The organism is Streptomyces aureus (genome assembly GCF_001418135.1).
Classification (GTDB): domain Bacteria; phylum Actinomycetota; class Actinomycetes; order Streptomycetales; family Streptomycetaceae; genus Streptomyces; species Streptomyces aureus_A.
On record NZ_LIPQ01000171.1, the window covers coordinates 14954 to 28549 of the forward strand.

At 71.1% G+C, this 13596-nt stretch carries 12 protein-coding genes; all 12 read left to right on the forward strand.

Annotation, left to right across the window (positions count from 1 at the left end; translation table 11 throughout):
- The first annotated feature begins 16 nt into the window (after positions 1-16).
- The 12 genes from AOK00_RS16160 to AOK00_RS16215 all read left to right on the forward strand — a co-directional run bounded on the left by AOK00_RS16160 (position 17) and on the right by AOK00_RS16215 (position 13578).
- The gene (locus tag AOK00_RS16160; RefSeq protein ID WP_055601014.1) at positions 17-970 is read left to right on the forward strand and encodes an alpha/beta hydrolase; all 954 of its coding nucleotides are present in this window, start codon (positions 17-19) and stop codon (positions 968-970) included.
- Positions 967-2853, forward strand: coding sequence for an amidohydrolase (locus AOK00_RS16165; protein ID WP_055601015.1), 1887 nt, complete (start codon positions 967-969; stop codon positions 2851-2853). Before AOK00_RS16160 ends, AOK00_RS16165 begins: the two co-directional genes overlap by 4 nt.
- Positions 2854-2869: 16 nt before the next feature.
- Positions 2870-3607, forward strand: coding sequence for a GPR1/FUN34/YaaH family transporter (locus tag AOK00_RS16170; RefSeq protein WP_055601016.1), 738 nt, complete (start codon positions 2870-2872; stop codon positions 3605-3607).
- Positions 3608-3653: 46 nt separating this feature from the next.
- Positions 3654-3968, forward strand: a complete 315-nt coding sequence (locus AOK00_RS16175) for a GNAT family N-acetyltransferase (RefSeq protein ID WP_055601017.1) — start codon at positions 3654-3656, stop codon at positions 3966-3968.
- A 65-nt stretch (positions 3969-4033) separates the two neighbouring features.
- A complete protein-coding gene (locus AOK00_RS16180; RefSeq protein WP_055601018.1) occupies positions 4034-4759 on the forward strand; it encodes an alpha/beta fold hydrolase in 726 nt (241 codons plus the stop codon).
- A gap of 103 nt (positions 4760-4862) precedes the next feature.
- Entirely contained in the window at positions 4863-6194 is a 1332-nt protein-coding gene (locus AOK00_RS16185; RefSeq protein ID WP_055601019.1) for an ABC transporter substrate-binding protein, read from the forward strand.
- Positions 6194-7159 carry a carbohydrate ABC transporter permease gene (locus AOK00_RS16190; RefSeq protein WP_055601020.1) on the forward strand — a complete coding sequence of 322 codons (966 nt, stop codon included), beginning with the start codon at positions 6194-6196 and terminating at the stop codon, positions 7157-7159. The genes AOK00_RS16185 and AOK00_RS16190 overlap by 1 nt, the downstream gene beginning before the upstream one ends.
- On the forward strand, positions 7156-8043 hold the full coding sequence (locus AOK00_RS16195; protein WP_055601021.1) for a carbohydrate ABC transporter permease: 888 nt from the start codon (positions 7156-7158) through the stop codon (positions 8041-8043). The genes AOK00_RS16190 and AOK00_RS16195 overlap by 4 nt, the downstream gene beginning before the upstream one ends.
- A complete protein-coding gene (locus tag AOK00_RS16200; RefSeq protein WP_079042030.1) occupies positions 8040-10808 on the forward strand; it encodes a helix-turn-helix transcriptional regulator in 2769 nt (922 codons plus the stop codon). The genes AOK00_RS16195 and AOK00_RS16200 overlap by 4 nt, the downstream gene beginning before the upstream one ends.
- Positions 10809-10942: 134 nt before the next feature.
- Positions 10943-11779: an alpha/beta fold hydrolase gene (locus AOK00_RS16205; protein ID WP_055601022.1), complete on the forward strand. Its 837-nt coding sequence runs from the start codon at positions 10943-10945 to the stop codon at positions 11777-11779.
- 102 nt (positions 11780-11881) lie between these two features.
- The gene (locus AOK00_RS16210; protein ID WP_055601023.1) at positions 11882-12967 is read left to right on the forward strand and encodes an LLM class flavin-dependent oxidoreductase; all 1086 of its coding nucleotides are present in this window, start codon (positions 11882-11884) and stop codon (positions 12965-12967) included.
- On the forward strand, positions 12964-13578 hold the full coding sequence (locus AOK00_RS16215) for an FMN reductase (RefSeq protein ID WP_055601024.1): 615 nt from the start codon (positions 12964-12966) through the stop codon (positions 13576-13578). The genes AOK00_RS16210 and AOK00_RS16215 overlap by 4 nt, the downstream gene beginning before the upstream one ends.
- Positions 13579-13596: the final 18 nt, after the last annotated feature.

Here is a 13596-nt window from a genome sequence, read left to right on the forward strand (position 1 = left end):
ACAAGGAGAACCCCTCATGACCGACCGGCCGATCCTCGAACCCGCCGCCCAGGCCTTCGCCGACGCCACCGCCCAGCCTCCGTACCTCTACCAGATCCCCGTCGCCGAAGGCCGCAAGGCCGTGGACGGTGTCCAGAGCGGCGAGGGGGTTCCCCTGCCCGACGTCGACGAGGAGTGGATCACCGTCCACGGCGGCCCGACCGGCGACGTCCGCGCCCGGATCGTCCGCCCCCGCGGCGCTACGGGCTCCCTGCCCGTCATCCTCTACATCCACGGCGCGGGCTGGGTGTTCGGCAACGCTCACACCCACGACCGGCTCGTCCGCGAACTCGCCGTCGGGACCCGGGCGGCCGTGGTGTTCCCCGAGTACGACCTGTCGCCCGAGGCACGCTATCCCGTCGCGATCGAGCAGAACTACAGCGTCGCCCGGTGGGTCGCCCGCGAGGGGCACCACAAGAACCTCGACGGCACGCGGATCGCCGTCGCGGGCGACTCGGTCGGCGGCAACATGAGCGCCGCCCTCACCCTCATGGCCAAGCAGCGCGGTGACGTGACCCTGGTCCAGCAGGTCCTCTTCTACCCGGTCACGGACGCGAACTTCGACACCGACTCGTATCACCGGTTCGGGGAGGGCTACTTCCTGCGCCGTGACGCCATGAAGTGGTTCTGGGACCAGTACACGACCGAGGAGGCCGAGCGCGCGCAGATCACCGCCTCACCGCTGCGCGCCACCACCGAGCAGCTCACCGGCCTGCCGCCCGCCCTCGTCATCACCGCCGAGGCCGACGTCCTGCGCGACGAGGGCGAGGCGTACGCGGCGAAGCTCCGTGCCGCCGGAGTCCCCGTCACCGCCCTGCGCGTCGAAGGCGTCATCCACGACTTCGTCATGCTGAACGCGCTGCGCGAGACACAGGGCGCGGAACTCGCCATCGGTCTCGCCACGGACACCCTCCGCAAGGCACTCGCATGACCGGGCCGTCGACCAGCATGCCGGTGGCGGGCCTGGTGCCCGCCCCGCGCCCGGAACACGCGCAGGCCGACCTCCTCGTCCGCAACGCCAAGGTGTTCACCGGCGACCCCGGCCGTCCCGAGGCCCGCGCCGTCGCGATCCGCGACGGCCGGATCGCGGCCCTCGGCGACGACCACGACCTCGCCCATCTCGTGGGGCCGGGCACCAGGGTCGTCGACGCGCTGGGCCGCCGGGTGATCCCCGGCCTCAACGACTCGCACCTCCACGTCATCCGGGGCGGCCTGAACTACGTCCTGGAGCTGCGCTGGGACGGCGTGCGCAGCCTCCGTCACGCGCTCGGGATGCTGCGCGAGCAGGCCGGCCGCACCCCGAAGGGGCAGTGGATCCGGATCGTGGGCGGCTGGACCGCCGAACAGTTCGCCGAACGCAGGATGCCGACCGTCGCCGAGCTGAACGCCGCCGCGCCCGACACCCCGGTGTTCGTCCTGCACCTGTATCAGTCCGCCCTCATGAACCGGGCCGCGGTGCGGGCCGCCGGATTCACCAGGGAGACACCCGACCCACGCGGCGGCCAGATCGTAAGGGGCCGGGACGGCGAGCCCAACGGGGTCCTCCTCGCGGCGCCCAGCGCCCTCATCCTGTACTCGACCCTGGCCAAGGCGCCGACCCTCGACGAGGCCGACAAGCGGACGTCGACACGCCACTTCCTGCGCGAGCTGAACCGCTTCGGCCTGACATCGGCGGTCGACGCCGCCGGCGGGTTCCAGAACTTCCCCGACAACTACGCCACGGTCGTCGACCTCGCCAGGTCGGGGGAGCTGTCCCTGCGGATCGCCTACCACCTCTTCCCGCAGACTGCCGGTCAGGAACTCGCCGACCTGAAGCGCTGGACCGAGATGGTCAGGCCCGGGGACGGGGACGAGTGGCTCCGGCTCAACGGCGCGGGAGAGAACCTGACCTGGGCCGCCGCGGACTTCGAGAACTTCTCCGAGCCCCGGCCCGAGCTCGCCGCTGGGTACGAGACCGAATTCGAGAGCGCCGTCCGGCTGCTCCTCGAGAACGGCTGGGGCTTCCGTCTCCACGCGACCTACGACGAGACGATCCGCCGCGACCTGGCCGTCTTCGAGAAGCTCGCCGCGGAAGGGCTCTTCCCCGGCGAAAACCGCTGGCTCTTCGACCACGCCGAGACCGTGTCGGGCGGCAGTCTGGACCGGATCGCGGCCCTCGGCGGTGCCCTGTCCGTCCAGAACCGCATGTCTTTCCAAGGCACCGCCTTCCGCGACCGCTACGGCGCCGAGGCCGCCGCCCACACCCCGCCGGTCCGGGCCATGCTCGACCGAGGCCTGACCGTGGCCGCCGGCACCGACGCCACCCGCGTCTCCTCGTACAACCCGTGGGTCGCACTCCACTGGTTGGTGACCGGGCGTACCGTCGGCGGCACCGTGCTCCATCCGGCGGGCAACGTGATCGGCAGAGAGACCGCGCTCGGCCTCTACACCCGCGGCGGTGCCCGACTCACGGGCGAGCAGGACGTCAAGGGAGTCCTGCGGGAGGGCTTCTACGGCGACCTCGCGATCCTGTCCGACGACTTCCTCACCGTCCCCGACGACGTCATCCCTGACATCGAGTCCGTCCTCACCGTCGTCGGCGGCCGCATCGTCTACGCCACCGCCGAGTACGAGGGTGTCGACGAGGCCGTCCCGCCGGTGACCCCGGAGTGGAGCCCCGTGGCCCACTTCGGCGGTTACCAGAACGGCGCCCGCCAGGCATCGGCCGTGGCCGATGCCGTCGCCGAGTCCGAGCAGCACCGCCGGTGGCGCGTCGCGCGCGGCTCCGTTCCCGAGGCGACGCCGTCCTTCGTCGACCCCTGCTTCGAGCACTGAAAGAGAGATCCACCCGATGCCCGCAGCCTCTCCCGCCGCTGACGGCGGCGACACCCCGGCGACCCCGCCGGACGTTTCCCCGGGGCGCCGTTTCGAACCGGACCTCCGGGCGATGACACGGATCAACCTGCGCCCCATCGCCTCACCCATGCCGCTCGGCTTCTTCACGATAGCCATCGCCTCCGTGATGACGGGCTGTCTCCAGCTCGGGCTCTTCGACGAGGCGGCCCGTGCGGCCGTCGCCTTCACCGTGCTGCCGGCCTTCGTCCTCCAGCTCCTGGTGAGCGTTCTGGCCTTCGGCGCCCGTGACGTGATCGCGGCGACGCTGATGGCGGTGTTCGCCGGCAGCTGGCTGCCCTACTCGCTCGTCATGCTCACCGGCGCGGCCGACGGCCTTCAGGTCCTCGGCGTGTTCAACCTGGCGCTCCTCTGCTTCGGGGCGCTGATGACCGCGGTGACCCGGCCCAAGCGCGCGTTGTGGTTCGTGCTGGCGGTCTCCCTGCCTCGCTGGGCGGCCACCGGCTTCGCGGGCATCACCGGCGCCGAATGGCTGACGCGCACGTCCGGTGCGCTCGGCCTCGTGGTGGCGCTCGTCGCGATGTACACGGCGTTCGCCCTGATGCTCGAGGACATGCGCAGCGAGCAGGTCCTGCCCATCGGCCGCAGCGGCCCCGCTCACCTCGCCGTGGAAGGCGATTTGGCCGTCCAGCTCCGCAACCTGGAACGCCAGGCAGGCGTGCGCCGCACGCTCTGATCGCAGCCACGCAACCCCGTCACACCACGACCGCACAGGAGCACCCATGGAACCGCAGGTGACGGACCGGCCCGAGACGTCCCGGTACGAGATCCTCGCCGGCGACGACGGCACCGAGACCGCGGGCTTCGCCGAGTACCACCTCTCGGAGGGCGAGATCGCCTTCATCCACACCGAGATCGACAGCCGGTTCTCGGGCCGGGGCCTGGGCGGACTCCTCGCCCGCGGGGCCCTCGACGACGCCCGGGCCCGCGGGCTGCGCGTCCTGCCCTACTGCCCCTTCATCCGAGGCTGGATCGGCAAGCATCCCGAATACACCGGCCTGGTGCCCGAGGCGAGGCGTGCCCGCTTCGGCTTGTGAGACACCATCCGTCCGCCTCCCGCATCGCCCACCCCATACCCAGACACACCCCTAGGAGTTCTCCCATGCCCCGACACGCCCGCCCCACTGTCGTCCTGGTCCACGGCGCCTTCGCCGACGCCTCCAGCTACGCCCGCGTCATCCCCGAACTGACCGCCGCCGGACTGGAAGTGGTGGCCCCGGCGGTGCCCAACCGCAGCCTCGTCGACGACGCCGCGTACATCGCCTCGGTGATCCGCGCCGTCGAAGGCCCTGTGATCCTGGTCGGGCACTCCTACGGCGGCGCCGTCATCACCGTCGCCGGGACGGAAGACAACGTTCGCGCACTGGTGTACCTCGCGGGATACGCGCTGGAGGAAGGAGAGAGCCTGGGCGAGCTGCAGGGACGCTTCCCCGACTCCGGCCTCGCCGACGCACTTGTCTACACCCCGTTCCCGGTGGCCGGCTCCACCGAGAACGGCACCGACGTCTCGGTGGCGGTCGACCGGTTCCCCGCCCTGTTCGCGGCGGACGTGGACCCGGACCTCGCCACGGTGCTCGCCGTCTCCCAGCGCCCCCTGGCCGCACGTGCCTTCGCGGAGGCGGCGCCTGTCGCGGCGTGGAAGACCAAGCCCTCGTGGGGCCTGATCGCCTCCTCCGACCGCACGATCAACCCCGATGTGGAGCGTTACGGCTATGAGCGCGCCGGCATGACCACCGTCGAGGTCGACTCCTCCCACCTGGTCATGCTGTCCCAGCCCAAGGCCGTGGCCGAGCTGATCCAGGACGCGGTCCGGTCCACCGCTCACTGATCCGATCGTTCAGGATCGAACGATTAGTCGATATTGTTCTAGCGCTGATAGCTTCTGATCGCCCCCGAGAACCCTTCGGCGGGCGATCGGAGGAGTTGCACCCATGAGGTTCGGCGCGAGGCCCGCGCTCGCGTTCATTGCCCTCGCCGCCCTTGCCACCGCATGCGGCGTACCGCAGGACAGTGGTGCGCCGTCGCGGTCCACCGCGGCCTGCGGGCCGTACGCCCGGTACGGCGAGCATCCCGGCACCAAGGTCACCGTCTACGCGGAGAACCGGGACCGGGAAGCCGACCTGTTCGAAGAGACCTGGGCAGACTTCGCCGACTGCACGGGAATCGAGGTCCAGTACGAGGGGGACGGGGAGTTCGAGGCCCGGATCCAGCTCCGGGTCGACGGCGGGAGCGCCCCTGACGTGGCGTTCTTCCCGCAGCCCGGGCTCCTGGAGCATTTCGCGCAGGCGGGGCGGCTCAAGCCCGTGAGCGCCGGGGTCGAGGCTCTGGCGAAGCAGGGCTGGTCGGCGGACTGGAACAGCTACGCGACCGTGAACGGCACTCTTTACGGCACGCCGCTGGTCGCCAACGTGAAGTCGTTCGTCTGGTACTCGCCCACGTTCTTCCGCGAAAGGGGACTGAGCGTTCCCCGTACGTGGTCCGAGCTGATGGCCGTGACGGAGAAGGTCGCGGCCTCGGGCGTGAAGCCGTGGTGCGCGGGCATCGAGTCCGCCGAGGCGACCGGCTGGCCCGTGACGGACTGGATCGAGGACGTCCTGCTGCGCCAGCAGGGCACGGACGTCTACGACCGGTGGGTCGCTCACGAGATCCCGTTCAACGACCCGCGTGTGATCAAGGCCATGGACACCGTGGGGTCGATCCTCAAGAACGACCGCTACGCCAACGGAGGTTTCGGTCCGGCCCGGTCGATCGCCTCGATCTCCTTCCAGGAGGCCGGCACACCGGTTCTCTCCGGCGACTGCGCGATGCACCGTCAGGCCTCGTTCTATGCCGATCTGTGGCCTCACGGCACCGAGATCGGACCGGACAAGGACGTCTTCGCCTTCCTCCTGCCGGGAGACGATCCGGCCGGCCGCCCTGTACTCGGCGGCGGAGTGTTCACCGCGGCGTTCGCCGACCGTCCCGAAGTGCGCGCGTTCCAGGAGTATCTGGCCTCCGCGGACTTCGCTAACGCGCGCATGAGGAAGGGGCCGTTCGTCTCGGCGATCAGGGGCGTGGATCCGGCCAACGCCGCCACCCCCGTCGACAGGCTCGCGATCCAGCTGCTCCAGGATCCCAGGACACAGTTCAGGTTCGACGGTTCGGACCTCATGCCGGCGTCGGTCGGCGCCGGCACGTTCTGGAAGGGAGCCGTCGACTGGGTCGGCGGCGCCGGCACCCGGCAGGTCGCCGACTCCGTCGAACAGTCCTGGCCGAGCCACTGATGTCGTTCGACGCCGTCGCCCAGCAGCCCAAGCTGCTGTACCTGCTCCAGGGCATCGCCGCCTTCGCGGCTGTGGTCTCCCTGATCCTGCTGGCGCTGCACCAGGGGCCGGCACGGAGAAGGGCCGCGGCCCTCCTCCTGCTCGCCCCCGCGCTCCTGCTGCTCACGGTCGGTCTCCTTCTGCCCGGCCTGCGCACCGTGCTGCTCTCGTTCACCGACAGCAGCGGAGACGCGTGGGTCGGCTTCGACAACTACGTGTGGATGGTCACCGACCCGCGGGCGCTGGTCGCGCTGCGCAACACCCTGACGTGGGTCGTGCTCGTGCCGCTCACGGCGACCTCGGTCGGTCTGCTCTACGCGGCGGCCGTCGCACGGTCGCGGTTCAGAACGTCCGCGCTGTCCGTCGTCCTGACGCCGATGGCGATCTCCTTCGTCGGCGCGGGTGTCGTCTGGAAGTTCGTCTACGCCTACCGTCCGGCGGAAGCCGGGCAGATCGGGCTGCTGAACCAGCTCGTCGTCGCGTTCGGCGGCGAGCCGCGGCAATGGCTCGTGGACGCCCCCTGGAACGTCCTGCTCCTCGTCGTGGCGATGGTGTGGACCCAGACGGGCTTCGCGGCAGTCCTGCTGGCCGGCGCGATCAGGGCCGTCCCCGGTGAGCTCACGGAGGCGGCCCGGCTCGACGGCGCGTCCCCCCGGCAGATCTTCTGGCGGATCACCCTGCCGTCGATCAGGCCCACGGTGTCCGTCGTGGTCCTCGCCCAGGCGATCGGCACCTTCAAGGCCTTCGACATCGTCAAGACCACGACCGGCGGACAGTTCGACACGGGCGTCATCGCCCACGAGATGTACGACCAGGCCTTCCGCTACGGCGAGACGGGCCGCGGCGCGGCGCTCGCCGTGCTCCTCTTCGTCCTCGTCACCCCCTTCGTGGCACACCAGGTCAGGGCGCAACGGAGGGCGGGGTGAACGGCGTCCGGGAGCGTCTGGCCTCCCGTGCCTTCACGTCTGCCGCCGTGGTGATCGCGGTCCTCTGGACGATACCGACCCTCGGTCTCCTGCTCTCCTCGTTCCGTCCCGAGGAGGAGATCAAGACGACGGGCTGGTGGCAGGTGTTCGGCTCACCGCGCCTCACGCTGGACAACTACCGCGAGGTGCTGTCCGGCGGCGCGAACAGTTCGGGGCGCCTCGCCGAGTACTTCGTCAACTCCGTCGTCATCACCCTCCCCTCGGTGCTGTTCCCCCTGGTCCTGGCCTTCTTCGCGGCGTACGCCCTGGCGTGGATCGACTTCAGGGGGCGGGACGCGCTCGTCGTCGGCATCTTCGCGCTCCAGATCGTTCCACTCCAGATGGCGCTCGTCCCGCTCCTGAAGCTGTTCTCGCAAGGCTGGCTGTTCCTGCCGGCGTGGAACCTCACCGGTCCCGCGCGGTTCGGCCAGGTCTGGTTCGCCCACACGGTCTTCTCGCTGCCGTTCGCGGTGTTCCTCCTGCACAACTTCCTGGCGGGACTGCCCCGGGACGTGATCGAGGCCGCCCGCGTCGACGGTGCGTCGCACGGCACGCTGCTGCTGCGGATCGGGCTGCCCCTGGCCCGCCCGGCCCTGGTCACCTTCGCCATCATCCAGTTCATCTGGGTGTGGAACGACCTCCTCGTGGCACTGACGCTGTCGGGCGGAACGGCCGAGACCGCGCCGATGACGGTCAGACTGGCGAGCATGGCCGGGACGTACGGCAACGAGTGGCAACGGCTCACCGCAGGAGCCTTCGTGGCGGCGTTCGTCCCGCTGCTCGTCTTCTTCTCCCTCCGGCGGCACTTCGCACGGGGACTGCTCGCCGGATCGGTCAAGGGATGACCCGCGACCGTGACGAGGGAGAAGGCGCGGCGGTGCCTGGGACCGTAGGGCTGAGCCGGCCCGGGCTGCGGGGCCGCGAAGCCGAGCTGGAGCGCCTGCACTCCCTGGTCGAAGCGGTGCGCGACGGCGAGGGAGGAGCGATCGCGCTGCTCCTGGGCGAGCCCGGCATCGGGAAGACCGTACTGCTGCGGGAGGCCGTCTCGATCGCGCGGGCCCACGGATTCGTCGTCAGCCATGGACGCGCCGAGGAACTGCACGAGCTGGCGCCGCTCGCCTCACTGGCCTCGGGGCTCCTGCACGGTGACCCGCCCCTGCTCTCCAGCACGGACTTCGCCGACCTCGCCGGCCACCACGACCAGCGCATCTGGCTCGTCGAACGACTGGCCCAGCTGATCGAGGAGCGCTCGGCAGGAACGCCCGTACTCATCGCGGTCGACGACGTCCAGTGGGCCGACCCGCTGAGCCGGTTCGCCCTGAGCGTCATGCCCGCACGGCTGCTCAGCTCCCCGGTCCTCTGGCTGCTCACCGGCAGGGGCGACCCGGAACTGTACGGGCAGGGGCCGCGACCGACGACCCTCACCCTGCGGCCGCTGCCCGACAGGGCTCTGACCGAGCTGGCACACGACGTCCTCGGCGGAGACGTGCCGGAGCAGGTCGCGGCGCTCCTCGACGGGGCCGGTGGCAACCCCTTCCTCGCGTCCGAGTTGCTCTCGGGTATCGCGGCGCCGGGCCCGGACGGGCCGGAACCCCCCGAGCGGCTGGTCCTCGGCGTACGTGACCGAGTGGCCGACCTCCGGCCGGACACCCTCCACTTCCTGCGGGTCGGCTCGGTCCTCGGCCGTGCGTTCATGCTCGCCGACGCCGCCGCCCTGTGCGGCCGGCCCGCCTCCGGACTCAGCGCCGAAGTGGACGAGGCGATCGCCGCCGCCCTCCTCCACGACGACGGCGAACGACTCCTGTTCCGCCACGACCTGCTCCGCCAGGCGGTGTACGCCGACCTCGCCCCCTCCGTACGCCGGGCGCTGCACCGGGAGGCCGCGAGCCGACTGGTCGCGGCAGGCCGGAGCTCCGTGGACGCGGTCCCGCATCTGCTGAAGAGCGCCGACCCCGGCGACCAGGAGGCGATCGAACTGCTCGGCACGGCCGCCACGGACGTGATCGCCGTGATGCCCGATCTCGCCGCCGACTTGGCCGTACGCGCACTGGAACTCGTACCGCCACACGCGCCCATGCTGTTCGACGTGGGAGAGCGGGCCATCGTCGCGCTGACCCGCGCGGGCCGGTACACCCAGGCACGGGAGGCCGGCGACGCGCTGCTCGCCCGGCAGCCGCCCCTGGACGTCTTCGCCCGTCTGCAGTCCGTACTCGGCGACACGCTGTGGCACCTCGACGACGTCCACGAGCTGACCCGCCGCTCGACGGCGGCACTGGCAGCTGTCACCGATCCGACGATCCGAGCCCGGCTCACCGCCCGGCAGGCCCTCGCCCGGTCCCGCGGACGCGACCTCGCGGCCGCGCGCGAAACCGGCGAGCGGGCGCTCGCCGAGGCGGAGGGGGCCGGTGACCGGGAGGCTCGCGTCCTCGCGCTCTGGGGCCTCGGCGAGACCGCCCTCAATGCGGGCGACTGCGCCGCCGCCGTCGAACACCACACGGCGCTGGGCGTGTTCGACACGGCCTTCCTTCCCGAGGAGGCCGTCGCCCGGATCCACATGGACGACTTCGACACAGCGCGGCGACTGCTCCGTACGGCGGGCGACGGTCCCCTGCGCCCCGCCATGCTGATCTGGGCTCAGGGAACCCTGAACATGGGACTCGGCCGGCTCGACGACGCGGACGCCGACTTCGTCACCGCCGAGCGTCTCGAAGCGGACCTCCAGGTCCCCGGCAACCTGGTCAACATCCGCGTCAACCGAGGTCTCCTCGCGCTGCTGCGCGGCGACCGCGAAGCAGCGCGGGAACACCTGGACGTCGTGAGGGCGGCCGTGGCCGACCGGCCGAACACCGGCAACCACGCCACGCACCAGTACTTCGAGGCCGTCGTCGCCGACGCCGACGGCGACCACGCGGCAGCGGCCGAACTGGTCCGATCGGTGCAGCGTGACCACCCCTTCCTCCGGTGGCGGCTCCTGCGCCCTCATGTCGTCCAGGCCGTGCGGATCGCCCTGCGCGCGGGAGACCGGAAACTGGCCGGGGACCTCACGGCCCAGGCCGCCGACCACGCCGCCCGCAACCCCGGCGTACCGACCGCCCAGGGCACGGCCGCCCACGCGGCCGCCCTGGCGAACGCAGACCACGGCCTCCTGGAGCGGTCGGTCCGCCTCCTCCTCACCGGCCCACGGCCGCTGCCCCTCGCCGCGGCATCCGCGGACCTCGGGCGCGCGCTCCTCACGGCAGGCGACCCCGCCGCGACACCCGCCCTGACGAGGGCCCACGACATCTATGCCCGGGCGGGGGCCGACGTCGAGGCCGACCGGGTCCGCGCCGATCTGGAACGGGCCACCAGCCGCTCCGGCCGGCGTACCGGAGGCCTCGGGCCACGCCCCGACCAGGGCTGGGACGCGCTCACGGCCTCGGAACGCAAGGTGGCCCGGCTGATCGCCGCAGGTCACACCAACCGGTCGGCCGCAGAGACCCTCGTCGTCTCCCCGCACACGGTCAACACCCATCTGTCGTCGATCTTCCGCAAGCTGTCGGTGCGATCGAGGGTCCACCTGGCCCGGATCGTCCTCGCGGAGGGCGAAGCCGGAAATGCCACCGGCGGATGAGCGACCTCTGCGCCACCGTGCAAGGTGTGGTGCGCGGTACGGCAACAGGAGGCGCAGGGCCGGTCCTAGCGTGACGGGCGTACCCGCCGCTTCGACGCGCGCGGGCCATCCGACCCGAATCGAGGAAACATCCCATGCCGTACATCACCGTGGGCCAGGAGAACACCAACCCCGTCGAGCTGTACTTCGAGGACCAGGGAGCCGGGCGGCCCGTCGTCCTCATCCACGGCTTCCCGCTCGACGGCCACTCATGGGAGCGCCAGACCGCCGCCCTGCTCGACGCCGGCCACCGTGTGATCACGTACGACCGCCGAGGGTTCGGACAGTCCTCGCAGCCGACCACCGGGTACGACTACGACACGTTCGCGGCCGACCTGAACACCGTGATGGAGACCCTCGACCTGCGTGACGCCGTTCTCGTGGGCTTCTCCATGGGTACCGGCGAGGTCGCCCGTTACCTCTCCACGTACGGCTCCGCCCGCGTCGCCAAGGTCGCGTTCCTCGCCTCGCTGGAGCCCTGCCTGCTCAAGAGCGACGACAACCCGGACGGCGTCGCCCCGAAGGAGTTCTTCGACGGAGTCGTCGCCGCCGTCAAGGCCGACCGCTACGCCTACTACACGGCCTTCTTCAACGACTTCTACAACCTCGACGAGAACCTCGGCACCCGGATCAGCGAGGAGGCCGTCCGCCACAGCTGGAACACCGCGGCCCGCGGCGGCTCCTTCGCCGCGTCCGCCGCACCGGCGACCTGGTACACCGACTTCCGCGCCGACATCCCGGCCGTCGACGTGCCCGCCCTGATCCTGCACGGCACGGCCGACCGCATCCTGCCCGCCGAGGGCACCGCACGCCCCTTCCACAAGGCGCTTCCGTCGGCCGACTACGTCGAGATCGAGGGCGCCCCGCACGGCCTGCTGTGGACCCACGCGGAGGAGGTCAACACCGCCCTCCTCGCCTTCCTGGCGAAGTGACGTCCCACCGCTGACCCGACGGGGGACGCCGGCGCTTCCGGCGTCCCCCGGCCCCCGGTTCCCCGCGCGGGAACCGGACGAGCTCAGGAGAGCAGACACCCCATGCAGTTCGGCATCTTCACCGTCGGGGACGTGACCCCCGACCCCACCGACGGTCGCACTCCGACCGAACGCGAGCGCATCAAGGCGATGGTCGCGATCGCGCTCAAGGCCGAGGAGGTCGGCCTTGACGTCTTCGCGACCGGCGAGCACCACAACCCGCCGTTCGTACCGTCGTCGCCGACCACCATGCTCGGCTACATCGCGGCCCGCACCGAGAAGCTGATCCTGTCCACGTCCACGACACTGATCACCACGAACGACCCGGTGAAGATCGCCGAGGACTACGCGATGCTCCAGCACCTGGCGGACGGCCGGGTCGACCTCATGCTGGGCCGCGGCAACACCGGTCCGGTCTACCCGTGGTTCGGCCAGGACATCCGCCAGGGCATCAACCTCGCCAAGGAGAACTACGCCCTGCTGCGTCGGCTGTGGCGCGAGGACGTCGTGGACTGGGAGGGCACGTTCCGTACGCCCCTCCAGGCCTTCACCTCGACCCCCCGGCCCCTGGACGGCGTCCCGCCCTTCGTCTGGCACGGATCCATCAGGTCCCCCGAGATCGCGGAGCAGGCAGCCTTCCACGGCGACGGCTTCTTCCACAACAACATCTTCTGGCCGGCCGACCACACCCGGCGCATGGTCCAGCTCTACCGGCGCCGGTTCGCGCACCACGGTCACGGCCGGCCGGAGGACGCCGTCGTCGGCCTGGGCGGACAGGTCTTCATGCGGAAGAACTCCCAGGACGCCGTACGGGAGTTCCGGCCCTACTTCGACAACGCGCCGGTGTACGGCCACGGCCCGTCGCTCGAGGACTTCACCGAGCAGACGCCTCTGACGGTGGGCTCTCCCCAGCAGGTCATCGACCGGACCCTGTCCTTCCGGGATGCCGTCGGCGACTACCAGCGTCAGCTCTTCCTGATGGACCACGCGGGCCTGCCCCTGAAGACCGTCCTCGAACAGCTGGACATCCTCGGCGAAGAGGTCGTGCCCGTCCTGCGGAGGGAGTTCGCGAAGGGACGGCCGGCCGATGTGCCGGAGGCTCCCACGCACGCGTCCCTCCGAGCCGTCCGGGAGGTGTCCGCCGCATGAGGCTGATCGTCGTCTCCGCGGGGCTGAGCACCCCCTCCTCCACCCGCCTGCTCGCGGACCGGCTGACCGAGGCGGCCCGCGACGAACTCGCAGCCCGGGAGCATACGGCGTCCACCGAGGTCCTGGAGCTGCGAGAACTGGCAGGCGACATCGCCCACCACCTCGTGACCGGATTTCCACCGCCGCGACTGAGCGCCGCGATCGACGCGGTGACGGCGGCCGACGGCCTGATCGTCGTGACCCCCGTGTTCGCGGCTTCCTACAGCGGTCTCTTCAAGTCCTTCTTCGACGTGATCGATCCGGACGCCCTCTCCGGGAAGCCGGTCCTGATCGCCGCGACGGGCGGTACCGCCCGCCACTCCCTGGTCCTTGAGCACGCCGTGCGCCCGCTCTTCGCCTACCTCCGCGCCGTCGTCGTCCCCACAGCCGTGTTCGCGGCATCCGAGGACTGGGGCTCGGGAGCGGACGAGTACACCGACGGCCTGCCCGGCCGTGTCCGCCGCGCGGGCGGCGAACTCGCCGCGCTCGTGGCGGCGCGCCCGGCCGGTGAAGAGCCCGAGGACGACGTCACCGTCCTCGAACGGCAACTCGCCGACCTGCGCTTCGACTGACTCCGCCCCGGGGCGGAG